This window comes from Variovorax sp. 10L426 (genome assembly GCF_056395305.1).
In genome coordinates this window covers 359,353-383,722 of the sequence record NZ_JBFTJF010000004.1, presented here as the reverse complement: position 1 = coordinate 383,722, position 24,370 = coordinate 359,353, and the positions used below count along the sequence as shown (strand labels likewise).

General features: G+C 65.1%; 13 protein-coding genes. 1 reads left to right on the top strand and 12 read right to left on the bottom strand.

Annotation, left to right across the window (positions count from 1 at the left end; genetic code table 11):
- Positions 1-183 precede the first annotated feature (183 nt).
- The 8 genes from AC1DHL_RS08485 to AC1DHL_RS08450 all read right to left on the bottom strand — a co-directional run bounded on the left by AC1DHL_RS08485 (position 184) and on the right by AC1DHL_RS08450 (position 4,387).
- Complete coding sequence (locus tag AC1DHL_RS08485; protein ID WP_478161698.1) at positions 184-774, bottom strand: hypothetical protein; 591 nt, start codon at positions 772-774, stop codon at positions 184-186.
- Positions 775-785: 11 nt separating this feature from the next.
- Complete coding sequence (locus tag AC1DHL_RS08480) at positions 786-983, bottom strand: hypothetical protein (RefSeq protein WP_478161697.1); 198 nt, start codon at positions 981-983, stop codon at positions 786-788.
- A 154-nt stretch (positions 984-1,137) separates the two neighbouring features.
- Entirely contained in the window at positions 1,138-1,827 is a 690-nt protein-coding gene (locus AC1DHL_RS08475; protein WP_478161696.1) for a hypothetical protein, read from the bottom strand.
- Positions 1,828-2,330: 503 nt separating this feature from the next.
- A complete protein-coding gene (locus AC1DHL_RS08470) occupies positions 2,331-2,621 on the bottom strand; it encodes a Mu transposase domain-containing protein (RefSeq protein ID WP_478161695.1) in 291 nt (96 codons plus the stop codon).
- A 189-nt stretch (positions 2,622-2,810) separates the two neighbouring features.
- Positions 2,811-3,023, bottom strand: a complete 213-nt coding sequence (locus tag AC1DHL_RS08465) for a hypothetical protein (RefSeq protein WP_478161694.1) — start codon at positions 3,021-3,023, stop codon at positions 2,811-2,813.
- 365 nt (positions 3,024-3,388) lie between these two features.
- Complete coding sequence (locus AC1DHL_RS08460) at positions 3,389-3,838, bottom strand: hypothetical protein (protein ID WP_478161693.1); 450 nt, start codon at positions 3,836-3,838, stop codon at positions 3,389-3,391.
- 44 nt (positions 3,839-3,882) lie between these two features.
- Positions 3,883-4,119, bottom strand: a complete 237-nt coding sequence (locus AC1DHL_RS08455; protein ID WP_478161692.1) for a hypothetical protein — start codon at positions 4,117-4,119, stop codon at positions 3,883-3,885.
- A 7-nt stretch (positions 4,120-4,126) separates the two neighbouring features.
- On the bottom strand, positions 4,127-4,387 hold the full coding sequence (locus AC1DHL_RS08450; RefSeq protein ID WP_478161691.1) for a hypothetical protein: 261 nt from the start codon (positions 4,385-4,387) through the stop codon (positions 4,127-4,129).
- Between AC1DHL_RS08450 and AC1DHL_RS08445 the strand changes: the two genes are divergently transcribed.
- Positions 4,386-4,697: a hypothetical protein gene (locus tag AC1DHL_RS08445; protein ID WP_478161690.1), complete on the top strand. Its 312-nt coding sequence runs from the start codon at positions 4,386-4,388 to the stop codon at positions 4,695-4,697. The genes AC1DHL_RS08450 and AC1DHL_RS08445 overlap by 2 nt on opposite strands.
- On the opposite strand, the gene AC1DHL_RS08440 is transcribed toward AC1DHL_RS08445, so the two are convergent.
- The 4 genes from AC1DHL_RS08440 to AC1DHL_RS08425 form a co-directional block, all read right to left on the bottom strand.
- On the bottom strand, positions 4,688-4,984 hold the full coding sequence (locus tag AC1DHL_RS08440; protein ID WP_478161689.1) for a hypothetical protein: 297 nt from the start codon (positions 4,982-4,984) through the stop codon (positions 4,688-4,690). The genes AC1DHL_RS08445 and AC1DHL_RS08440 overlap by 10 nt on opposite strands.
- A gap of 7 nt (positions 4,985-4,991) precedes the next feature.
- A complete protein-coding gene (locus tag AC1DHL_RS08435) occupies positions 4,992-8,429 on the bottom strand; it encodes a LysM peptidoglycan-binding domain-containing protein (protein WP_478161688.1) in 3,438 nt (1,145 codons plus the stop codon).
- A gap of 217 nt (positions 8,430-8,646) precedes the next feature.
- Positions 8,647-9,240 carry a hypothetical protein gene (locus AC1DHL_RS08430; RefSeq protein ID WP_478096834.1) on the bottom strand — a complete coding sequence of 198 codons (594 nt, stop codon included), beginning with the start codon at positions 9,238-9,240 and terminating at the stop codon, positions 8,647-8,649.
- Complete coding sequence (locus AC1DHL_RS08425) at positions 9,224-24,265, bottom strand: LysM peptidoglycan-binding domain-containing protein (RefSeq protein WP_478161687.1); 15,042 nt, start codon at positions 24,263-24,265, stop codon at positions 9,224-9,226. Before AC1DHL_RS08425 ends, AC1DHL_RS08430 begins: the two co-directional genes overlap by 17 nt.
- Positions 24,266-24,370: the final 105 nt, after the last annotated feature.

Genomic DNA, 24,370 nt, shown 5'->3' with positions numbered 1-24,370 from the left:
GACGCGGCGCCCCAGGCGCCCCAAATCCATCGTCCCATCGGTACACTTTGGCATCGGCAGTCCTCGGTTGAAATTGGCGTCAGATACCAATGTCAACGCGCTCCGGCACGAGGCTGCCGACCCTCTACTGGTGAAATTTCCGGGCTAGCCCCCGGAACATTGAGGCGGCGCCGCCAAATGGATTCACCGCAACTTCTCGTTGCCGCGAATTTCCTGTACCAGCTTCGCAGCCAAATCCGTTCCCGCCCGGTTTGCCGCAAGGCTGAAGTTGCTCTTGAATTCGTCAAACTCAGCGTTGCCTTCCCCAATAGCGCGAACGCGCGTGAGTTCAACGCCATCCGCATCGGTCACAAGGCATGAGATTTCGCTCGTGAAACGAGTCGGCGGCCAAGTGAAGGGCGACGGCGAACTGGACGTAGTCTTGACCTCCGGGATGAAGACGAGATCCACACCCGATCGACTCACCCCATTGGGCTCCGTCGGAGATCCAATGGCCACGACGTCCTGATAGACCGAGCGCAGCGCATCTCGCATGGCCTTTTCCAGATCGCGATGAGGGTAGTAACTCACACGGTCGCCACCACCTCCGGGCGAGATGACTTCCTTGGCGAGGTCAGCATCGCTGATGGCGTAGGCGACCTTCTTCTGAATGAGTTGCCCCTCCACGCGCGGCGGTGTCGATTCCGGACTAATTGAAATGGGGTGGGCACAAGCGGCAAGCAAGCCAACCAAGGCAGATGCGAGAGCCAGGCGAACCAAACGCAAAGTCGTCATGAACAGTTTCCTCACTTGCCCAGAGCAACGACGAACTCAGGATCGGAATAGACCTCGCGCAACAGCGCCCGAACCAGGTTCGGATACTCGATCTGTCCTTTCGGAATGGCCACCGCGCCAGCAAAACTGGATTCGAAAGTTGTGCGCGCGGCGTAGCTTTTGTACAGGCGCTGCGAGCCATCACGCGTCACAGTCAGTTCCACCTCCATGAAGCCACTGCCAGTAGCGATTCCACCTTCAGGAACATGGCGTTTCTTGAAGTGAAATTCCGGGACGATCAGGCAGCGCTGCTGGACGATCTACTTGTTGAGAGAAGGGCCGAAGGCATCGCTGCCTTGACCAAAGCATCTCCCTCGCGAGTTCTTACTTGGCGATCGAAGGGGGCATTGAATCGCTCGCGACGGGCGCATCCAGCCCCGCGACGGGCGTCGGCGAAATCACCACGGAGATTGGCGGCTCGGCCTTTGGGATTGCAAGGGGCGCAGGCTTTGCGCCCATCGTTACCGTAATAAGTTCGGGATAGTCATATGCCGCTCCAGTCGCCGCATCTACCCCCACCCCGATGACGCCCCCGAAAAGCACGTTGCCAACAGCCAAGGCCTTGGTGCTCGATTTGGCGGTAGCTGTCCCCGTCGCATACGGCTCCTTGTCGCAGCTCACCGCAAGATCGCCATAGGCGCGATGAACGATAGTCGAGCCAGGCGTGGTGACGAACCATGCTCCTTCCTTGTTTTCCAATTTGCATGTCGCACCGGCGACTGGCCCATCAGCATCCAGTGTCTGGACCGAGATACTTTGATTGACACCGCCGACGATCGAGGCGCAACCCACAGTCTGGGTCAGCGCAGCAACGGCGACGTAATAGCGAAAATTCATTGTTGGTTCCCTGGTTAAAAATAGTGAAGAGACCGGCTTCCGAAGTCGGCCTGCGAACGACTTTTTGAATTGGTTGTTGGCGTCGCAGCGGTGAGTGGTTTTCGATGCTGCGAGGATGGCCGCGGTCGGAATCAGGGCGAACTGATCGCTGCAACACGAAGACGTGGCGGGCGTCATGGCCTTCTTCGCCACGACGGCCCGATCACATAGCGTGTCGGCGTTGTGATCCAGAAGCGGAACGACGAAGGGTCGCGCAGCGGGGTGCCTCATTCATCTCGAGGCCCCCAAAAGGCACCTGTGACGGCTGAGTCAGAACACCCAGTGAATCTTCCCGCGCAATGCTGGCATGACGCCCTCACAGTGCTGCTCGAATCGAAGGTCGATCGACTTCAACGTCGTGCCGACGTAGATCGCCGCGTCAACAACAAACCAGCCCTGGGCCATATTGCATGCGCGACCGTCGCATGACGGTGGCCAATATGGCCAACTGACCGAGCCTGGTCGCGCGGCTTAGAAGATTGCGAGCGCATGCGCGTATGTGAGCGCGCGAGTTGGGGGTAGAACGGAGCAATTCCATGCAAGGGTTTTATTGACGGTGGGAATGGGAAGGCCGCTCATCAAGCGATCAAGCGGCTGGCCTTCATGCAACGTTGAGGCTACCAAGTGAGCACGCTCGCGCGCTATAGGCCAAGTCTCTTTTTCGACAAGGCAAATTCTTGAAGCGCGAATGAATTGGATGCGCTGCGTTTCCCCTGCACCTTCAATCGCGTGGCCACCAGCTGGTGATCCTGGTACAGGAACATCGTGGAGTCGGTCGCGCGCATCCACAGCGTCTTGCCCACCAGCGTGAACGGCACCGAATACAGAACGCAATCGTGCGCGACATGGCAATCGCGGTGCACCGACACCTTGTGCCACGCTCCCAGATCCGGCGCGACCGCCGGCAGCGGCTGCAACTGCGTGCGCTCCACCAGGTGGTCGCATCTTGCGATCACCTCCGGAACCCCAGCCCTCAGCGGCTAGGGGATTGGGGAAGGCCTTTTTCTTTAGCAGCTACCTATGGCAATGGGCGCGCGCATGAGAGGGATGAAGCCTTCCCCTCGCCGCCGAAGCTGGCTTGACGCCCTGGGCGACCGCGAGCACCTTCTCGGCCGGCGCCGTCACGCCTTGCTCTCGATGTGGCCGAGGTGGATCTCGAAGTCGTCGAGGTCGTGGAACTCGCGAACGAGGCCGGCATGACTGATCGCGAACACGAGGGCGCCATCGATGGCGTGGTAGATCATTCCGATGGCGCCCGCGATCGCCGCTCGGGCCTGGGCGGTGGCCCAGCGCTTGGCGAGGCCGGGCGGCAGCTCGATCAGCGGTCTGTCCATCACGATGCCTCGTCCTCGGTCATAGCAGGGCCTCCAGTGCCCTCGATGGCGCTCACACGAGACAGGGCGCCTCGTCCAGGCCATTGTCCGTTCTTGCATGGCTTCGCGGTGGGCGTCGAATCGACGAGCACCGCCAACGAAGAAGCCCTCACGAACCCGGCCGCGTGGGCTGGGTGGTGAGGGCTCTGATTTTCGCGGCTAAGAGCGCGTCAGATCTATAGCGCCGTTCCTTAGTAGAAGAACCACATGTATCCGATGAACGCGCCTGCTGCGGCGATCAAGAGCCAGTACAGCCTCTTTTGGGATTTTGTCAGCGATGCGTATTTCGCATTGCTCATTCCAGGTCCTGCCATGGTCGAGCCCTTCTACTTTGCTTTGAAGTTTTTCAACTCGAAGCCATAGCCGGCGGGATTGACGCCGGCGCCCGGAGGAACAGACACCCCGATCTCGATTGCGGTCTTGCCGCCATAGGAGTGATTGACACCTCCGCCATCCTCGTTCGAGGCTCCCGGCTCCTTGCCAAGTTCCGAGCGCGCCACGCGCTCCAGCGAGGCGCTGTGCTCGGCCTTGGCCGCTGCATTGCCTTGCCATTGCCAGTCCGCGATGCCGTTGCCGCCGAGACCGTAGGCATACCCCGGAGAGTCCAGCATGCGGCCCCAACCCGGCTCGTTGAACACCTGCGCACCCGCGCCGCCCCGGTTGGCAGCGGCGATGCTGTCCTGCACGTCGGCGCCGTTTTCGTAGCCCGAATCCGACCACGGCCCAACGCCCTGCGTCCGCTGCCCATTCGCCGCTGCGAGGCTGTCCCACAACACATTGCCAAACGCATTCGGCCGACGTAAACCTGTCGTAGACAGCATCACCAGAAAGGAAAGATGCTGTGACGCCGGATTTTCACGATGTCTGCTGTTGTGAAGGCGAGAGGTCCCTCTCCATCGGGATCATCGTCGCGCCCAGTGATGTACCGCCCACCGCGTACGGTTAGATTTTTCAACACTTGGCCGTCCCGAAGTTTTACATCAATCCAATGGATATCCATTTTCATTTCTGGGCCAAGCTTTTTTTGCAACGCAGCCGGTATCTCGATTTTTGCCATTGGAAATTCAGCTTGGAGCAGGAATTGTCCGATACATATCGCTGGTCACCGGCGCGTAGACCCGCGTCTCTAAGCCACCGCCCGGTCTGCCGAAGAGCGACCACACGGGACGAGGCGTCATGATCTTGGTCCCAGCTGGCAAATCGACTGCGAGCAAGGTGTCATAGCTGACCTTGCCGCCGCGCACCGCCTGCCCGATCACGCTGCCGCCGATGCCGGTCACAAGGCTCTTTCCGAACTCGAAGCCGTTCACCGGGTTGTAACCCATGGCCGCGTTCAGTCCCTGCGCCGCGCCCGCGCTCGCCGCCGAGGCTGCGACGGATCGCCAGCTGAAGCTCGACTGCAGCCCGGTCGCCCGCGATGCCTTGCGTCGCTGCGTTGGCAACAGCGCCGCGAATGACCGCATCGCCCACCACATTTCCGGTGTCGACGAGGCCGCTGCCGCCCAGCCCGGCGGTGACGCCCGCGCCCACGGCACTGAGAGCGACCTGCTTCCAGCTAAAGCCATCTTGCACACCGAGAGCGTTGCCAAAGGCATGCCGCAAGAGATGGAAGTATTGGTGAACCTTTACCCGTAAAGCCGCAGTGCAGCGTCCCGGATCAAATTTACGGTCTCGATGGCATCGTTCTTATATTTTTCATTCCATTTCTCATTCCACTTTCCGGGTCGACCGTCCGACTCCCACTCGTCCAGTGCGGTCGCATTTACGATTTCGAGTTCAAACCAGGCACTTCTGTACGGTTCGAGTGCTTCTGCGCTCTCCGAATCTGCAAACAACTGCTCTGTTCGCTTGGCGAACTCGGCAAACGTGAACACGCTATCCGCAGCGTGGGCGGCAAAGCTATCGAAGTCAGCTTGCTTCATGTGATTTTCACTTTCCATGTTTGACCGTAACGACTTTGCCGAGCGAGTTCACCACTACCGAGACGTTATTGACGGGGTCATAGTGAACCGTCGTCCCCAAACGCGAAGGGCTCGATGCGCCTGCATCAATTGTGTGCTGAACGACGGAAGGCATGAGGCCACGGTCCTGCATACGGTCGACGGCGTGCCCAGAATAGTTAGTGCCACCGATAGTCATCGGGCCATTGCGGACCGGCTGGTACGCAGGACTCTTCGGCTGGTTGAGCTGAAGGCGCTTGCTTCCCAAAGGCAAGGACGCGTCGGCCAAGTCACCGATCACCGAAGCTTCACCAATGCTCTTTGATGTGCCTGCATTTGCCGAACCTTTCGCCGAAGCGCCGACAGCGTCTATGGCGCCGACCGACCCGCGCGCGCCGATCGCTCCCATGACTGCCGTCTTGGCCAGCGCGTAGCTCCCCAATGACATCGCCGTCAAGCCAGCCTCACCAAAGCCCTGCATGCTGTAGATCACGCCGCGCGTGTTCTGCCCGTTGGCGAAGGCTTGCCGTGCCCGGTTGATCGCGCCCGCACCGGTCAGGCTATCGACCACCGCGCGCGTCCCGCCGCCCAGCCCGTACGTAAACGGCTTGGGCTGCGTGCCGTGCTCCAGCACGCCCCACCCGTCCCCGCGCCAGCCCTGGCCGAACGCCTCCAGGCTGGACACCGGCGCAGGCTGCCACGGGGCGGCGGTTTCGGCGGCGTTGACGGGCGAGCCGGTGCTCCCTACACCGCTCATCACGATGTGCGGGACACCACTGCCATCAACCCACATCGATGCGCCGCCGCCGCTGGCCGCCGCACTCTCAGCGGCGAGTTGCTGAGCTCGATTGGTGTTTTCAGTGTGCATCGACGCGAGCTCGGCATTCGTGAACCCATAGCTCGCGTCCGAATTCAACGGCTTGACCTCGGCGATCCCGCCCGGTCCACCACCGAGCAGTTCGCGCGACGCTTGCGCGGAATCGCCGTTGTAGGCCGCATTGGCGGCCAGACGAGCCGGCGACTTGTTGAGCTCGCTCTGCGCATTCATGTGGTCGAGGAACGCCTTGGCCCCCGCGATCTCGGTGTCCAGATCGTCGGAGCCGAGGCGCAACCGATCGGCCACCGACGAAGTGCCACGACCAAACGTTTCGTCATAGCGGCTTCCGATCGACGCGGGCGCCGACGTGTCGCTCATGCCGGACCACCTGTTGTTCGCGAGGTAGGCCAGCGCAGCGCTGCTGCCGGTGCCCGAGCCATCGAACAACCCCATGATGGCCTGCCGCTCGTTCTCGCCCACCGGGGCGGGCACGCTTTTTTGGCCGTTAGCCGCTGCCAGGTAGTCTCCGAGGATATTTCCGAAGGCGTCCGTCGCCAGCGTTGCCGCACTGACCTTGCCGCCGCGCACCGCCTGCCCGATCACGCTGCCGCCGATGCCGGTCACAAGGCTCTTTCCGAACTCGAAGCCGTTCACCGGGTTGTAACCCATGGCCGCATTCAGACCCTTCGCCACGCCCGAACTCACCGCCGAGGCCGCGACAGATCGCCAGTTGAAGCTCGACTGCAACCCGGTCGCCACAGCAACGCCCTGCGTCGCCGCATTGGCAACAGCGCCACGAATGACCGCATCCGCAAACACGTTGCCGGTCGGCGCGAAGCCACCAAGCCCAGCGGTCACTCCGCCGCCGACCGCACTCAGCGCCACCTGCTTCCAGCTGAAGGAATCCTGCGCGCCGATGGCAACGCCAACGCCCTGGCTCACGATCGAGCCAACAGCCGCCGAGCCGGCAGCCGTTGCCACCAATGCCGTCCCGCTGGCGGCGCCCGCACCGGCCAGGGTCGTTGCGCCAGCTTGCATCGTCGCCAAGAATGCGCCCGAGGCGCCGCTCGCCAGGCCGGCCGTATAGACGGTAACCACCACAGCGATAACTGCAACGATCACTTGCCCGATCCCCCCGCAGCCGCCCTGGTTGCCCGGCGCGGCCATCATCGTGGGCGTGTCGTGGGCGATCTTCGTCGGGTCGTAGGGCTTGAAGGTGCTCGCGTTGTTGGCACTCGAGACCCGCGTGGGAATCGTCAGCACCTGGCCCGTCCTCAGGTCCGCGTCGCTGGAGAGCCCGTTCGCGTCCGCGATCAGGTACCACAGGCTCGCATCCCCATAGGCCCCCTTGGCGATGCTCTTGAGCGTGTCCCCGGCAGCCACCGCATAGGTGCCCGGACTGCCCGCCGGGTAGCTCCCGTTGATGGGCTGGTAGCCGAAGCTGAACTGCGCCTCGCCCTTGAATTGCGGAATCGGGAAGCCCTCGAAGCGCTGGTCCGCCACCTCACCATAGCGCCCGAGCACCTCGCCGTTGACCACCAGCTGGCGCTGGGCGTGCTCATGCTGCCCGGCGCCTTCGGCCGAGTAGGAGGCGTACAGCGCGTTGCCTGCGGCGTCGTTCACGAAGTTGTGCGTGCGCAGGGTCGGATGCGTGATCTGGCCGGCGTCGCCGGTGGAGAGCAGGTGGCCGTTGACGTCGTAGGCATAGGCCAGGCCCGCGAGCGACTGCGGGACGTCGTATTCGTCGGCGGTCTTGCGCGTCGCGCTGACGCTGTTGACGACCTGATAGCCCTCGAAGCGCGTCAACTCGTACGTCGTCGTGGTGAAGGCCCGTTTCTCCGGATCCGCTTCCACCGGCACCGCCAGCGTCTTCACGACGTTCCCCACGTCGTCATAGTCGTAGTTCACGCCGGTGAGCGACACGCCGTACTCGAAGGTGTCCTGGTGCCTGAGCCAGCCGTTGGCGTCGTACTCGTTGCGGCGCCCCTGCAGCGGGTCGTTGCCCGTGGTGCCCATGTGCATGCGATGCAGCGCCATGTACGCCGCAGGCAGCGCCTCCGGCCCGCTGGAGATGACCCGATTCGCCGCATCGTAGGTCCGACGGTCTACTCTCACGCCATCGCGATCGGTGGTCTCCAGGCGTCCCAGCGCGTCATAGCCGTAGACCTCCTGGGTCTCGCCCGCCTGCGCCGCCCACAGGCCGCTGCCCGGCCCGCCGGCTTCCACCAAACGCAGGCCGTTGTGGGTATCGCTGGTTCGATTGCCGTTCTTGTCGTAGGTGAGCCGATGGCCCGTGGCACCGAGGTTGCCGGCCGCATCCACCGCATCGACCACCGTCTGGCGGTTCATCGCGTCGTATTGGTAATACCGATCGGTGTCCTCGGCGACGAGATCGTTGACGTGGGTGTGGATGTGCGTGCGTTTGCCCACTGCGTCGTAGTCGATGGTGATCGCCGCGCGCGCATCCGCGATCCAGCGCATGCGCCCGAGCGCGTCGTAGGCGATGAAGTTGTCCTGGTAGGTCACCTCATCCTGCACGGTGGTCTCGCGGATGTGGCGGCCCGCGAGGTCGTAGCGGTAGAACGTGTCTCTGAAGACGCCAGGGTTCACCACTTCCTTGATGTGCACAAGCTGGCCGGCCGCGTCGTAGTCGAAGCGCTGGTTCTGTCGAAGCTCACCATCCTGGTTGCGACTGCTCTGCGCAATCAGCTGACGGGCGTTGTCGCAGGTGCAGCTCGTCCGATGTCGGTATGGCCCGTGGCTCTACAACAGAAGCGCCGCCATCCGGCGGCAACGCAAAGGTCATGTGTGCATGTGGGCAGCACATTCAGGGCTGCCGGTCGCGCAAGCACGGTTCGGCACTTTCGCGTGTCTTGGCTTCACCGTCGATCACATATCCGATAAATGAGTTTCTGCCCCGTGCTACCAAGATATCGCCGCATTTCATGGCCAACTTCTCTGCGCGCTCTTTCGTGAACACCACCCAGTGGCTAGCGCCCCCACTGTCCAGAAGCTCTAGTTGAACGAGGCCACGCGATGTTCCTGCGTACGGCTTTGACGAAACATAGGTAAAGCTCCTGTCGACGACTTCAACGGCGAGGCTGTTTCCCACTAACGGGAATAGCAAGAGCAAGAGATAAGACAGCAGCAGCGGCCCAATCACAAGACCACCAACGGCTCCCCAGCGTTCACGCTTTGGAAGTCGATTCCAAAAGCCGCTTGGAACCACTCGTACCAGCAAGTAGCCACTCAATAGACCCAATTGAAAATAAGCAAGAATTGTAAAGAAAAGCCACTTTTCTCTATATACAAAAGGAATGCTCATCGAATTCGTCGCAAGCAGCGGAGCCAGCACAAACGCAATCATCGTGCCGGCGATCCACGCATAAATTGACTGCCTTGATTTATTTGTTTTTCCCATTGAATTCCAGTAATTCATCCTTAACAAAGCCCTTTACAGCATTAGATCCACCGCCAAATTCATAGCCTAAAGCTGCACCGATTCCGAACAATCCGCCGCCAATCACCCCTCCGATCGGGTTACCGAAAGTCACCGCCAGCCCTAAGCTCGCACCCAACTGGGCCGCCCCCAGCACTGCGACGCCTCCCACGGCAGCGCTTGTCGTAGACGAAGCAAACGTCTCCACTCTTTGGTTCACCGGAGCACCGGCAACATCGGCCGAAATTTCTGCAGCGCCGGCGACAAATCCCAGAGGGCCCAATCCCTTCGTCGCTCGTGCTGTACGGGCCATCGCTTGGCCAGATTTCGAGGCTGAGCTGACCGCATTCATCGCGCCCGAAAGTTCAGCAGCCCTCCCAATCTGAGCCATGCGATCGATGTGCAATGATCCGGCCCTTTGAAGGATAGCGATAGCGGATGCCTTACCGACGGCCGTTCCAGCGTTGTCAATCGCACCGATCACTGCGCCGGATCTTCCTGCAGCGCCGCTGATCGACTCGTAGTTCAGACTGCCGCGACTCGACGTTGAAACAGATCTCGGATACGCCGCCGGGCTAGGCGCCATAGGCACCGGTGCGCTGTTTTCGCGAGCTTGATGTGCCATCGCATTGTCGAGCGTGTTCCGAATGAGGTCCGCCTGCCAGTTCGCGTTGTAGGCAGGTTGACCGCTCGGGTTGACGAACTCGCCAAAGCTCTGCGGGCTCGATGTCTGCGCATCAAGTGCATCAAACGCCGCCATCTCGGCCGCTGTCATGCGTTGGCCAACCACTGTTCCCCCTAAGCCCTCAGCATCGGGATACCAGCGATCGCCAGCACCTGAATTCAACGGCTTGACGTTCGTGATCCCGCCTGGCCCACCGCCAAGCAACTGGTACGACGCTATCGCTGAGTCGCCGTTGTAGGCCGTGTTGGCCGCCCGACGCGCCACCGACATGTTGAGGTCGCGCTGGGCGTTCATCTCGCCGACGAAGGCATCCTCGTTCGAGGCGCCCGGCTCCTTGCCAAGTTCAGAGCCCGCCACGCGCTCCAGCGAGGCGCTGTGCTCGCCCTTGGCCGCTGCATTGCCTTGCCAGTCCGTGATGCCGTTGTCGCCGAGACCGTACGCATACCCCGCAGAGCCCGGCACGCGGCTCCAATCCGGCTCGTTGAACACCCGCGCGCCCGCGCCGCCCCGGTTGGCTGCCGCGATGCTGTCCTGCACGTCGGAGCCGTTTTCGTAGTCCGCATCCGACCAAGGCCCGACGCCCTGCGCCTTCTGCCCATTCGCCGCTGCGAGGCTGTCCCCCAACACATTGCCAAACGCGTCAGTGGCGACCGTCGCCGCGTCAATCCTGCCGCCGCGCACCGCCTGGCCGACGAGGCTGCCGCCGATGCCGGTCACGAGACTCTTGCCGAGATCGAAGCCTGAGACTGCCGGGTTGTAATCGAGGGCGGCGTTCAGGCCCCGCGCCGCACCAGCGCTCACCGCCGAGGCCGCGACGGACTTCCAGCTAAAGCTCGACTGCAGCCCGGTCGCCACCGCGATGCCTTGCGTCGCTGCGTTGGCAACAGCGCCGCGAATGACCGCATCGCCCACCACATTTCCGGTGTTGACGAGGCCGCTGCCACCCAGCCCAGCGGTGACGCCCGCGCCCACTGCACTGAGAGCGACCTGCTTCCAGCTAAAGCCATCTTGCACACCGAGAGCGTTGCCAACAGCCTGGCCTGCAACCGATCCGACCGCGCCGCCCACAGCACCTGCCGCGAGCAGCGACCCGGTAGTCCACGTGGCAGTGCCAGCGGCGACCCCCGCTGTCGCTCCGGCGCCGCTCAGGACGGCCGGACCCGCAGTTGTCGCACCAATCGCTGTGCCGTAGTTCGCCAACCAGTACTGCTGGCTGACTACCGCCACCACGACCACGATCACTGCCACAAGGACCTGTCCGATTCCCCCGCACCCGCCCTGGTTGCCCGGCGCGGCCAGCATGGTCGGGGTGTCGTTAACGATCCTCGACGGGTCGTAGGGCTTGAAGGTGCTCGCGTTGTTCGCGCTCGTTACCCGCGTCGGGATCGTCAGCATCTGGCCCACTCGCAGGTCCGCGCTGCTGCCAAGCCCGTTGGCCTCCGCGATCAGGTACCAGAGGCTCGCGTCCCCATAGGCCCCCTTGGCGATGGTCTGCAGCGTGTCGCCCGCGCCCACCGCGTAGGTGCCGGGACTGCCCGCCGGGTAGTTCCCATCGATGGGCTGGTAGCCGAAGCTGAAGTCCACCTGCGGCGAGAAGGTCGGCAACCGCCCGTCAAGGATGCGCTCGCCCGCCACGTCGCCGTAGCGCCCGAGCACCTCGCCGTTGACGATCAATTGCCGCTGCGCGTTGTTGCGCTGCTGGTGGCTCTCGTCGGTGTAGTAGGCGTACAGCACGTTGCCCGCCGCATCGCTGACGTAGTCGTGGATGCGCAAGCCGGGGGCGATGGTCTGGCCGGGGTCGTCGGTGCTCCACAGGCGGTCGTTGGCGTCGTACTTGTAGACCAGGGCGCCGGCGCTCTGGCCCGTGGTCTTGCTCTCGCTGATCTGGTAGCCCTCGCCCACGCGCAGCGTGTTCTCGGTCATGGAGATCGCTTGACCCACCAGATCGGCCGCGCGATAGCTCTTCACGTTGCCCACGTCGTCGTAGGTGTACTCCACGTGGGTCCAGGCCTTGCCCGGCTCGATCACGTCCTGGCTCTTCAGACGGCCGTTGGCGTCGTACGTGTTGAAGCGGCCTTCGGTGGCGTTGCCGCTCGACAGCACGCGGTTGGCGTTGTCGTACTCCCGATGGTCCACGAGCACGCCGTCGCGCCAGGTGTCGCGCAGGCGGTTGAGCGCATCGTATTCGTACGTCTCCGTCGAGCCGTTGTGGGTGTCGCTCCTGCGGTTGCCGTTCGCGTCATAGCTCAGGGTGTGGCTGTCCAGCGAGGCGACCCCATTGACCACTTGCGACGTGGTGATGGCCGTCTGGCGGTTCATCGCGTCGTACTGGTAAACGGTGTCGATCTCCCCGCCCACCAAGTCGGTCAGGTGCGTGTGAACGTGGGTGCGGTTGCCCGCCAGGTCGTAGTCGATGGTGACCAGCGCCCGCGTATCGCCCACCCAGCGCATGCGCCCGAGCGCGTCGTAGGCGATGAAGTTGTCCTGGTAGGTCACCTCATCCTGCACGGTCGTCTCGCGGATGTGGCGGCCCGCGAGGTCGTAGCGATAGAAGGTGTCCCTGAAGACGCCGGGGTTCACCACTTCCTTGATGTGCACAAGCTGGCCGGCCGCGTCGTATTCGAAGGACTGGTTCTGCCCGCGCGTGTTGCTCTGCGTGGTGAGCTGGCGCGCGTTGTCGTAGGCATACGTGTAGCTCGCCCCGCCGATGTCGGTATGGTCCTTCAGTTGACCGAAGTAGTCATACGTCCAGGTCGCGGTGTTGCCGTTGGCATCGGTCTCCGAGATCTTGCGGTTGAGCGCGTCGTAGGCGAACTCGGTCTTCTGCCCCATCGCCAGCGTGGTGCGAACGAGGTTGCCGCGCAGGTCGTAGGCGTAGCGGATGGTCTCGCCATTGCCGTTGGTGATGGCGACCAGCCGCCCGGCCTCGTCCCAGGTCTGGCTCTCCTGGACGCCGTTGGCCCGGGTGGTGCGGATCAGGCGGTTGAGTTTGTCCTGCAGGTACCAGGTGGGGTTGTGCTCCGCGTCGATGGTGAGGACCTTGTTGCCGAAGGCGTCATAGGCGTGGCTCACCACGCCGCCGTCGGCATGCAGCTCCTGAACGAGGTTGCCCCCGGCGTCGTAGACGTTGCCGTTCACGTTCCCGTTGGCATCCCTCACCGCCACCTGGCGGCCCATCTCATCGTGGTAGATGCTGGTGACGATGCCGGCGACCTGCACCTGCTCGATGAGCTGGTTGTTGGCGTTGTAGCGGTAGGTGGTCACCCAGTCGGCCGAGCGCGGGTCGCTGATGGCGATCACGTTGCCCCAGCGGTCGACGTTCTGGTTCACAACCGGGCGCTGATAGCCGTTCACGCCGTTGATGTCCGCGACCTGGCTGATCAGCCGGCCGCTCGCCATCGGGTCCTGGCTCACGGCGTAGGCGCCCCGGTCGGTGGCGGCCTGGGCGTACTGCGCGGGGTCGCCGGGGATGGTGTAGCCCGGAATCTCCGGCGTGCCGGGGTCGTAGGGCAGCGCAATCACTTCCATCGTGACGCTGCGATCCTCGTGAATGGTGATGCGGGCCTTCCATAGTTGCGTCGCATCCGCCCCCGGCACGGGGCAGTAGGCGTAGGTGACCTCATAGTCGCCGGGAGCATAGGCATAGCCGCCCATCAAGCCTCGCCCGGCGTCGAAGGACGCATAGGCGTACCCGAAGAAGGCCTGCGTCTCCATGAACGCACTCAAGGGAGGGTAGGCGTTGATCGACGCAATGACGAGCGTGGCGATGCCCGAGGGCGGCTCGGGCACTCGCAGCGAATAGCTCCCGTCCCCGTTTCCTACCACCGTGATGTCGCCGATGGTCGGTACGCCCACGGCGGGGGTGCCCGGGGTGCCGGGCACGTGCTGGTCGGGGGTGCCTGCGACCTTGCTGATCTGGCCGGTGGCGTGCGCGTAGGGGCCGCCTTCCGCGCCCAGGCCCGGGTGGCTCCAGAGCAACTCGTATTCGTACAGGCCACCCGCCAGACCCGCGAGGTTGACTGCGCTCCACTCGTTGCCGGCGGGGTGGTCGATGCGCTGCTCCACCCACGTACCGGCGGAACCGGCCAGGCGCAGGCGCAGGACCTGGATGTCGCCGGCGCCCGGGCCCTGCCACTCGAAGGTCTGCGCGCCCGGATTGACGCCCATCGCGACGTTGATGTTGCCCAGGGGCAGCGGCGTCACGCTCAGGAGACCGCTCGCGGTCACTTGGTCGGCCTGCCCGGGCACCATCGTGGTGACCTTGTATTCGTAGTCGCCGCGCGCGAGGCCCGTGGCGTCGTAGCGCAGGCTGTCGCCGAAGTTCGTGAGCGCGACGGTGCTCCAGCCACTGTCGCCGGGACTGCCGGCGGCGCGCACCTGCATGATCACCTGGGCGCCCGGGTATTCGGAGCCGGGCACGGGGCCGACCACCGCCGCCGGTGCCGCAATCGCGACGCTCTGGCCGATCGAGCCGCCCGAGGCGTGCGCGCCATCGCGATCGAGCATGACCTGCCAGTTGCCGAACGGGTCTTTCTTGCGCACCGTGACGTGGGTGATCTGTTGAACCCCACTCAAAGCCAGCGTCACCCCGTTGGCCGCCTGGTTGGCGTCGAAGCGCTGCGTTTCGTTCCGGACCGTCCCGTCGCCGGTGGCATAGCCCAGCGTGACCTCCACGTCGCCGCTGCCGAGGCCGGCCAGGAAGTCCGGCCAGTCAAGCCGGACCGAGTCGGCGTTGATGCGACTCGTGAGCGTGTCGTTGCGCACTGTCGCGCCGCCCTGGGTCTCCAGCCGCTCGGGCAGCGCTTGGCTGACGACGCGGCCCAGCAGGTCGTAGGTGGTGTCGGTGCGGCGCACGTCGGCGAGCTGCGCGGCGGCCTGGGCACTTCCGATCTGGCGCAGGTCGAGGTCGGCGCGGCCGCTGCCGGCGCTGCGGATCTCGGCCGTCTGGTGGCCTTGCAGGTCGTAGAGCGCGATCTTGTCGACGCCGTCCCCGGCGTTGCTGCGCCACAGGCGTCCGGCGTTGTCGTAGTCGAAGTACTCGCCTTGCTCGCCGTTCACGCTCTTGGCGACCACTTCGCCGAAGGCGTTGTAGCGTAGCTCGCTGTCGACACCAGGCTCCAACACATGGGTCTGGCGGCCCAGGGCGTCGTACTGGTAGGCACGGTAGAGGGTCTGGATGTTCTCCGGCACGCGCTCCGTGTGAGCCGGTATGTACGCCGGCGTGGTGTCGACGATGGACGGGTCGCCGTCGCCGCCAGGGATGGTCAAGGTGCCTGTGGCCTGGTAGTACTCCTGACCCCCGGCGTCGCGGTAGACGATGCGGTAGTCCAAGACCCCGCCATAGCGGGAGAGGTCGATGAAGTCGTACGAGGCCGTGCTTCCGAAGGGCGAGATGTAGACGGTCTCGGGGCTGCCCTGGGGATGGATCTCGACGAAGGAGCGCAGCCCCGACCCCAGCGGCGGCGGCCAACGCAGGGACAGGTAGCTGGTCCACTGGTCCACGTCGCCGCCGGGGCCTACAGCCGGTGCATCCACGAGGCCGACGCTGACGCCGGAGATGACAGGCATGCCTTGCGCGGGCACCTGGATGTCCGTGGGCGGCGGTGCGCCGGGCAGGTACTGGATGGCGTCGGTCTGCCACTCCTTGGCCAATAACCCCTGCGCGTTGTAGGCGCTGTAGTGGTTGGCGCCGGAGGCGTCGGTGCTCTGGACGACATGGCCCAGGCTGTCGTACTGGGCGAAGCTCTCTCGGTCGGAGCGCACAACGGCGGCGAGGTCGGGCGGCAGCACCTGCACGGTATTGCCGGTCACGAAGATGTTGTCGCCCAGGAACGGGCTGAGGTTGGCCAGGTGCTTCAGGGGTTCGCCCAGCGTGGCGTCCGGTCCTTGCGCAACCCAGCCTGCGTTTCCACCATCGGGGGCGAGGATGTCGGCGACCCAACCACCCCCGACCAGCAAGGCGAATTCGGCGGGGTCGGACACGAGGGTGTAGAGGGTGCCCAGGTTGGGGTCGAACTTCACCAAGCGCACCAGGCTTCGGGTGCCAGGGGTTCCCGCGGCAGCGGTGTAGCCGACGATGCCCTCGTCCGTGAAGCCTTCGCCCACCTTGAGGTCACGCAGTTGCGCCGAGCCCGTGTAGTAGTGCTGGGTGCCCTGAGAGAGTCGATACAGAGGGACTCCGCCCTCGAAAGGCGCGAGAGAGATGTAGCCGGTCACGCCGTAGTCGGAGTAGCCTTGAGCGGCTTGTGTGAGGTGCTCGATTTCCGGGTTGGGCGCGACGACGACCGTGGGCTGCGGCGCGGACCGCGGGTCGAGGGGGGTGCCCTCCAGGCCCGGCACCATCGAGGCGCCATTGGCGTATTCGGTCTTCAGGACCACGTTGCCGTACGCATCTCGCCGATAAACGGTCAGCGGCGCGAGGGCCTCGCCGGTCTCGGTGCTCGTGCGCGTGGGTTCCACCACCGCCGTGACACGGCCCAGGGCATCGTAGTAGCTGTAGGTCGAGGCGCCCGCAGCATCGGTCGTGCGCGTCAAATTGCCCACCGCGTCGTAGCCGTAGCTCGTCGTCAGGTTGCCACGCTGGCTGGTGCCGTTGGACGCGGTGCTGAACTCGACGTTGAAGCGGGTCTCGCTGGTCTTGCGGTTGGCGAGGTCGAAGGTGATGCCGGTGTGGCGGTCGTTGACGAGGTCGATCAGCGGCGTCGGCATCGTCGGCACGTCGGTCGGATTGGCCTGGCCCGTCCAGCCCCCGAGCGTGCTCGTCCCCGCCCATCCCGTTGCTGCCTTGGCGTACTCCACGCGATCGACCATGTTGCCCGCGGCGTCGAAGGCCTGGGTCGTCACATAGCCGAGCGCGTCGATGCTGGCGACTTCCTGGCCACGCTTGTCGAAGGCATGCGTGGTGAGCGTCCAGATGTCAGCACCCGCGACATCCTTGCCCTTGAGCTGCGCGACCTGCATCAGGTCGCCGAAGGTGCTGAACGTGTTGCGGGTGGTCTTCGCGCCCGAGCCGTACTGCTGCTCGGCAGTGAGGCTGCTGTCGAACACGAAGCCGGTGGACTCGACCACCTCGATGGCGCGGCCCAGGCGGTCATACCGGGTATGCAGCGTGCGGTCGGCGGCACGCTCGGCCTGGCTCTGCGCATCGAGGGCGCCCCGCACCTGCGCGGTCTGCAGGCTCGCGGGCCTGGACAGCGCGAGCGTGGTGGCCGTGCCGTGGCGCGCGAGGTCGCTCACCTCGCCGAAGGCGTTGCGCTGGTACCCGGTGACGTAGCCGAGCGCATCGACGTCGAAGGCCACCTGGCCTAGCAGGTCGTAGGTCTTGTAGCTGAAGTTGCCGCCGATGTCGCGGTTGGCGATGGCGTTGCCGAGCGCGTCGTAGGTGGTCTCGGTGTAGAGGGTTTGCGCAGTGACCGCGTCCGCCGCCGCGTCGTACACGCCCACTGGGGGATAGATCACCTTCACCTGGCGGCCCAGCGCGTCGTAGACGTAGCTCGTGGTGCGCTCCTCGGGGCGGCCCTGCGCCTCGGTGCGGCTCAGGAGGTTGCCCAGGCTGTCGTAGGCGAGAGCTGTCACGATGCTGGCTGCACCGCTCGCCGCCTCGTCTACCGCGAGCTTGCCTCCCTCGCTGGGGGCGCCGGGGACAACCGTGGTCAACGCCACGGGCGGCGCCCACTCCGTCGTCATGCGCCCGGCGCTGTCGTAGCTGTAAGTCCACACCGAGCCGCTCGCGTTGGTGTACGAGAGCCTGTTGCCCACCGCGTCGTAGCTCCAGGATTCGACAAATCCCATGGCGTCGGTGCTGGAGAGGACGCGCCCGGCGGCGTCGAAGGTCTGGCTCGTCGTGCGATCGTTCGTGTTCGTGCGGATGGCCGCGGCGATGCCCGCCACCGTGCCGGCCGTGGTGGCGGGGATCGCCAGCGCGTAGCGCGTGGTGGCCACCGTATGGCCGAGGCCGTCGTGCGCGAACTGGGTGACGTAGCCCAGCGCATCGACCTCGTAGACCTGGCGCCGCGCGCCGTCGAAGGCGCCCAGGGTCACCCGGTCGTTGGCCGCGTCCGCGACGTTGCTGTTCACGATGCGCATGCGCACCTCGGCGGCGTCGGCCGTTGCGCTCAGGCCCACGACGTCTACCACGCGCGCATAGGCGGTCGTGCGCACGACATTGCCAAAGCCGTCATAGGTGGACTCGACCACGCCGCCCTGGGCGTCGATCGAGAAGACCAGGCGATTGGAATGATCGTAGGCGTACCGCTGCACCCGGTCCGCGCTCGGGTTGGCACTCACCATGCCCTGCAGGGCCGCGTCGGTGTAGGTGGTCTGCGCACCAGGCGCGGCAACCGGATTGGCGTAGGCGATGCGTTGCGTCACGTTGCCGAAGACATCGTAGACCGTGCGCGTGACGCCGCCCAACGCATCGACCACGAAGGTGAGCCGTCGCGACGCGTCATAGGCCATGACGGTGATGCGATCGTTGGCGCTCGCCACCACGCTGGAGGGGGCCGCATCGGGCGCGATGGCCGTGGCGTACTGGACCGTGCGCACGAGATTGCCAAAGCCGTCGTAGGCGAAGCCCGTGACCGCCCCGGTGCCATCGGCCTGCCAGGCGACGCGGTTCGTGATGTCGTAGACGCTGCGCGTGTGAACGTCGCGCACGTCGTCGACGCTGGCGGCCGTCGCCGCCGCCAGCGAGGCTGCGTCAAGAACCGGAGGCAGGGAAACCGCATTCGCATAGGCGCGCCGGTCCACCACATTGCCGTTGGCGTCGTACTGGACGTGCACCAAGGCCCCGGTGCCCCCTGCGCCGCCTTCGACGCTCCAGGTGGCGCGGTTCACCGCGTCGTAGACATAGCGCAGGTGGCGGTCGTGGGCATCGTCGATCAGGCCCGCCGTGGCCAGGGCGAGCGCTTGGGCGTCTGCGGGCGTGCCGGGCGCCACGGCATGGGCGAAGGCGCGCTGGTCGATCAGGTTGCCGTTGCTGTCGTACTGGGAGTGCACGACCGAGCCCGCGCCGTCGATGCGCCAGGTCTGGCGGTTGACCGCGTCATAGACCGTGCGCACATCGGCGTCGCGCGCGTCGTCGGCCGCCACCGGGGGGGCACTCTTGCCGTCCCAGGCCGCGAGTTGCGCGGGCGTGAGCGGCGTCGCGTAGCGGCGCTCCTCGATCACATTGCCCACGGCGTCATAGGCGAAGCCCGTCACATTCCCGGCGCCGTCCACGCGCCAGACCGGACGGTTCGCGTGATCGAAGACGGTGCGCACGCGCTGGTCGAGCGTCGCGTCGGCGGTCACCTCCGGCATCTTGCCCCGCCAGACGTAATTCGCCATGTCCGCGGCGCTGACGACCGCGGCGTAGGTCCGCGTCTCGATCAGGTTGCTGTTGGCGTCGTAGATGTAGCGTGTGACGGCGCCCGTGGCGTCGACCTTGGATTCCAGCCGGTTCAGCGCGTCGTAGTAGAACCACACGACCTCGTCGCGCGCGCGATCGCGGACCACGATCTCGGTGTCCACGGTCGGGTTGAGCACGGGCGGGGTGGTGGGATCGACCCGGTTGGCGTACGAGGTGATCTGGTACACATTGCCCGCAGCGTCGTAGGTGTAGCCGGTGACCCGGCCTTCGCCGTCGATCGTGTAGGTCAGGCGCCCGGCATAGTCATAGTCGCGCCTTTGCGTGACGCTTGCCGTGCCGAGCGCCGGCAGGTAGTTGTGCTGGAAGTTGAGCGCGGAGCTTACCGTGGCGCCCAGGCTGGCCAGGGTCTGCACGGACAGCGGCGCCGGGTACGAAGTCTCCCGCGTCAACCAGCCTTCGGCGTTATAGGTGTTCTCCTTGACGTAGCCCAGCGCATCGATGGTGTAGATCAACTGGTTGGCCTGGTCGTACACATAGAGCGTCGCGTTGCCGTTGGCGTCCACCGCCTTCACGACGTTGCCCGCCTTGTCGTAGACGTAGCTGCGCGTGAGGTTCAGGCCGAGCGGATCGACCTGCTCCTTCACGCGCTGTCCCGCGCCGTCGTAGGTGTAGCGCGTGAGCGTGCCGTTCGGGTCGGTCACGGTGAGCACCGTGCCATTGGTGTCGTGGGTGTAGACGGTCTCCAGGTTGAGGCCCCCCGCGTCCTCGGTCTGGCGTACGACCTGGCCGGCGAGGTCGAACTCGATCGTGGTGACCACGCCCCTGGGGTCGGTGACGCTCACGCGCTGGCCCTTGGCGTCGTACTCGTAGCGGGTCGTGAGGTCCAACCCGCCCGGGTCGATCGTCGAACTCACAAGGCGGTTGGCCGCATCGTAGGCGTAGGTGGTGACCACGCCGTTGGCGTCGGTGGTGGCGGTGAGGCGGTTGGCCTTGTCGTAGGTGCTGGTGGTCTTGCCGGCAAGCGCGTCCTGGGTCTCGACGCGGTTGCCGCTCAGGTCGTAGCTGTGGTTCGTGGCGTTGCCGCACTCATCGATCTCGACCTGGACCTGGCCCTCGCGGTTATGCACCGTCGTGGAGACCTTGCCCGCCCAGTTGACCGTCACGCTGCGCTGGGCGGTGTCGTAGTAATAGGAATAGGTAGAGCGACCAGCGTCGGAAGTCAACGCGTCGTTATAGCTGCCCACCCTGCCAAGGGCGTCGAAGGAGGTGCGCCGAATCGCGCCGACTCCGTTGGCACTCCCCACGAGGTTGCCGCGCGCGTCGTAGGACTGCTGGCTCACCCGACCGTAGGCGTTGCGGGTTTCGATCAGTCGCCCAAAGGCATCGTACAGGCTGTACTGCTCGACGTTGGTGCCCGAGACATCCCGGATGGAGCGGATCTGCAGGCCGCGGCGATCGAATGTGGCGGTGTCGACGACGACGTAGCCGCTCGCCAGCGCCTGGCTGCTCTCGACGGCCTCGCGGAACGCGTTGTAGGAGTAGCTCGTCACATGGCCCAGCGGGTCGGTTCTGCTGGCCTCGGTGCCGGTAGCGTTGTAGCGGCGAAGGACATGGCTGTCCTTGCTCGCGTCGGCAATCGCGGCGATGGCGCCCGTGATGGTGGCCGTTACCAGACCGCCGGGACTGGTGGTCGCGAGCACCGCGACATCGATGCGCGTGCCGTAGGTCACCTCGTCGGCCAGCTGGCCCAGGGCGTTGTAGCGGCTCTCCCTCACCTCGCCCATCGCGTTGACGGTGTAGCTCAGGCGCCCCACCGCGTCGTAGAAGAAGAGGGTCCGATTGCCGTTGGCGTCCGTGCTGCTCGCGAGGCGGCCCGCCGCGTCGAAGCTGTGGGTGGTGCCGTTCGCCACCCAGTCGGCCAGGCTCGAAGAGGCGCCGACCGCCAGACTGCCGCGGCCGTCGAGTTCGCCGATCAGGCGCCCCTGGAGGTCGTAGCGCAGCTTGGACGTGCGCTCGTCGCTGGTGCCCAGCGCCGTGGTGGTCTCCACCAGTTGGCCCACGCTGTCGTAGACGAATCGCGTTACCGTTCCTTCGACGTTGGTACGCGAGACGAGCTGGCCGGCCGCGTCCCAGGTCTGGGTGACGATCTGGTCCTGCCCTGGATTGAGCAGGCGCACGCCCTCCAGCGTCGGGGCAACACCCGCGACGAGATACCCCTGATAGCCGGGGCGCGCATAGCGGATGGTCTTCACGACATTGCCGCGCGTGTCGTAGAAGTTCTCCGTGACATAGCGGTCCGCATCCATCTGCCCGACCAGTTGCCCCCGGGCGTCGTAGAAGTTGTAGACGTGAAGGGGGATGGCGTTGTAGGCGGGAGCGGGTCGCACGCTTGCGAGGTCATGACTCGCGCGGGCGACTGCCATGGCAGCGGTGCGCTGCGCGGCGCTGTTGAAGGCGCACCGGGCGGTGTAGAAGACGGTCTCGACCAACCGGCCTGCGGCGTCGTACAGGTATTCGGTGAGGTAGTCTTCGCCGTCGATGACCCCGATCAGGCGGTTGTCGCCGTCGTAGAGCGAGGTGGTGGTGCGATCGTTGGCGGGGTCGGCGATTGTGTCGACGATGGAGACGAGCTGGAGGGCGGCGCCGGTGTCGAGCTGGTCCAGCTGGATCGCGGTCAGTGGCTTGGCAAACTGCGTCACCGAGGTGACGCGCGAGGCGCCGTCGTAGCTCGTTTGCGTCACGTAGCCAAGCGCATCGACCTCGAAGGAGAGGCGGCCGGCCGCGTCGTAGAGACGCCAGAGTTTCTGGTCCTGCGCAGTGGCCTCGGGCCTTACAGCTGCCAGGTTGGCCGCCAAGTCCAGCGGCGAGCCGCCGGTGGAAAGCGGGGCGGTGTCGATCGCGGTGGCATAGGCGATCGTTTCGCGCAACTGGCCATCCGCGCCGTAGAGGTATTCGGTCACCGCCCCCGTGGGATCGATATCGGCGACCTTGCGGCCGGCTTCGTCGTAGAGCATGAAGCGCCGCGCGCCCGTCGGGTCCTCCACCATGAGCAGGTGACCGTCAGCGTCGTAAACGTAGCGGGTGGTGCCCAGAACGCCGGTGCCGACGCTCGATTGCGTCACGCTCACGAGCCGCCCAGCCTTGTCGAAGGCCTGGGTGGTCACCAAGCCGTTGGCGAGCGTGAGGGTGGTCCTGCCGTTGGCGTCGTCATGACTTGTGATCGTCGTGTTCGGCGTCACCCCATCCAGCGACGGGCGCGTGACCGCGAGCAGGCGGCCCAGTCCGTCGTACGCGTAGGTCGTGACCCCGACATAGTCCGGCGCGATCTCCTGAATCAGGAGGCCTCGGCGGTCAAAGACGTACTGCGTGATCGATCCCGTGCTGACGACGCCGAGCCCGTCGGTGCCTACCTGGGCGTAGGTGGTCCTGGATTTCAGCTGCCCGAGCGCGTCGTACGCCAGGTCGGTGCGCAGGGTCTTGGTCTTGTCCTGGAGCCCGGTCCAGATGACGAACTGCGCCTCGGTGGGGACCTGCGTCGCGCCCAGCCCGGCGGTGGGGTAGGTCTGGCCGGCGTACTCGATGGTGGTCACCAGCTCGCCATGGCTGTCATAACGGTACTCGACCACACGGCCCTCGGCGCTGATGGCGAAGCGCAGCTGATTTTTTGCAGCAGCGTCGTGGATGTAGCGCGTGGTGAGGGGCAACGAAGGTTGAGCAGGCCCCGCCCCATCGGGGTCCGGTGCCGCATGGACGGTCTCGGTCAGCAGTTGATTGCGCTCGTTGAACGTGCGCGTGATGGTGTTGCCCGCGGCGTCGCGCTGCAAGACCTGGTTGCCTTGAGCGTCGTAGCCGAAGACGGTGGTGTTGCCGGCGCCATCCGTGGTGCTCGTGACATTGCCTTGGTCGTCATAGGCGAAGCTCGTGCGGGTCAGGCCCTCGGGGTGGGCGGCCGTCGCACCCTCGCGCACCTCCAGCAACTGGCCTTGGGCGTCATAGCGGAAGATCGACTGCGCACCTAGCGGGTCGGTGACGGTGGTGGTGTTGGCCGTCGTGTCGTAGCTGTAGCGGGTGACCGCTCCGAGCGCATCGGTGACGCTGGCGACCTTGTCGACGCCGCCGGACTGCACATAGGTGAAGGCCAGCGAGCTGCCATCGCTCTGGGTGATGCTCGCAATGCGCGTGCTCGCCCCGTCGTACGTGTAGGTGGTGAGGTAGACGTTGCCGTCGTCGATCGAACCGTCCTCGGGAGACAGGTCCACGGTGACGCTCGCGAGGCGGTTCTGCGCGTCGTAGCCGTAGCGCACCGTGGTCGTGGCGACGCCGCCCGAGACCGTGTGGATCTGCGTGAGGTTCACTCCCGTGTAGTCGAACAAGGTGGTCTCGCCGTTGGCGTCGGCGGCCTTCTGCAGGGTGCCATTTGGGTTGTAGCTGTACGTGAGGGTGTTGCCGTTCAGGTCTTGCGAGGACACCAGGTGGCCCTGGCCTGTCGATTGATAGCGCTCCACGAGGCCCGTGTTGCCATCGGTCCATACGAACTGGGCGGCAGCGGGGTCGTAGCTCACCGTGTTGAACGCGCCCGCGCCGGCGGTGCCGACATACAGCTTGCGGGCGGCATCCCAGTGGTAGACGGATCGGGCGCCATCGCGTCCGGTGACGGTGACCGAACTGCCGGCCGTGCCGACAATTCCGGTGAGTTCAATGCGCTGCGCGGCGACGCCGACGAGCCAGTTGTCGGCGTTGTCGTCGTTCATCAGGCCCTGGCTGTTGTACGTGCGCAAGGCCGTGAAATCTAGGCCCCGGCCCATGAAGGTGTCGTCGCGGTCCTGCAGCACCAGGTTGCCGGTAGCCACATTGACGAAGGATTGCTCGCCGTTGCGGCCCTGTGCCGCGGTGTCGATGACGCCGCGCTGGCCCAGGGTGGCGAAGGAGCTCATGCTCAGGCCCAGGCTGTTGCCGCTGACGATTGCTACCATTTTTATTCCGTCCCTTGCTGATATCTGGTGAGCCGTCACGCACGGCTCTCAACCAATACATCCAGGGATTTCGGAAATCGTTAAGCGAATGACCCAGCGCGATCG

What these genes read in the sequence shown, in the direction of transcription:
- AC1DHL_RS08445 (WP_478161690.1), top strand. Translation starts at nt 4,386, where the DNA reads ATGGCCGCGTTCAGTCCCTGCGCCGCGCCCGCGCTCGCCGCCGAGGCT.
- AC1DHL_RS08455 (WP_478161692.1), bottom strand. Translation starts at nt 4,119, where the DNA reads ATGGCAAAAATCGAGATACCGGCTGCGTTGCAAAAAAAGCTTGGCCCA.
- AC1DHL_RS08440 (WP_478161689.1), bottom strand. Translation starts at nt 4,984, where the DNA reads ATGAAGCAAGCTGACTTCGATAGCTTTGCCGCCCACGCTGCGGATAGC.
- AC1DHL_RS08485 (WP_478161698.1), bottom strand. Translation starts at nt 774, where the DNA reads ATGACGACTTTGCGTTTGGTTCGCCTGGCTCTCGCATCTGCCTTGGTT.
- AC1DHL_RS08475 (WP_478161696.1), bottom strand. Translation starts at nt 1,827, where the DNA reads ATGACGCCCGCCACGTCTTCGTGTTGCAGCGATCAGTTCGCCCTGATT.
- AC1DHL_RS08450 (WP_478161691.1), bottom strand. Translation starts at nt 4,387, where the DNA reads ATGGGTTACAACCCGGTGAACGGCTTCGAGTTCGGAAAGAGCCTTGTG.
- AC1DHL_RS08425 (WP_478161687.1), bottom strand. Translation starts at nt 24,265, where the DNA reads ATGGTAGCAATCGTCAGCGGCAACAGCCTGGGCCTGAGCATGAGCTCC.
- AC1DHL_RS08480 (WP_478161697.1), bottom strand. Translation starts at nt 983, where the DNA reads ATGGAGGTGGAACTGACTGTGACGCGTGATGGCTCGCAGCGCCTGTAC.
- AC1DHL_RS08465 (WP_478161694.1), bottom strand. Translation starts at nt 3,023, where the DNA reads ATGGACAGACCGCTGATCGAGCTGCCGCCCGGCCTCGCCAAGCGCTGG.
- AC1DHL_RS08430 (WP_478096834.1), bottom strand. Translation starts at nt 9,240, where the DNA reads ATGGGAAAAACAAATAAATCAAGGCAGTCAATTTATGCGTGGATCGCC.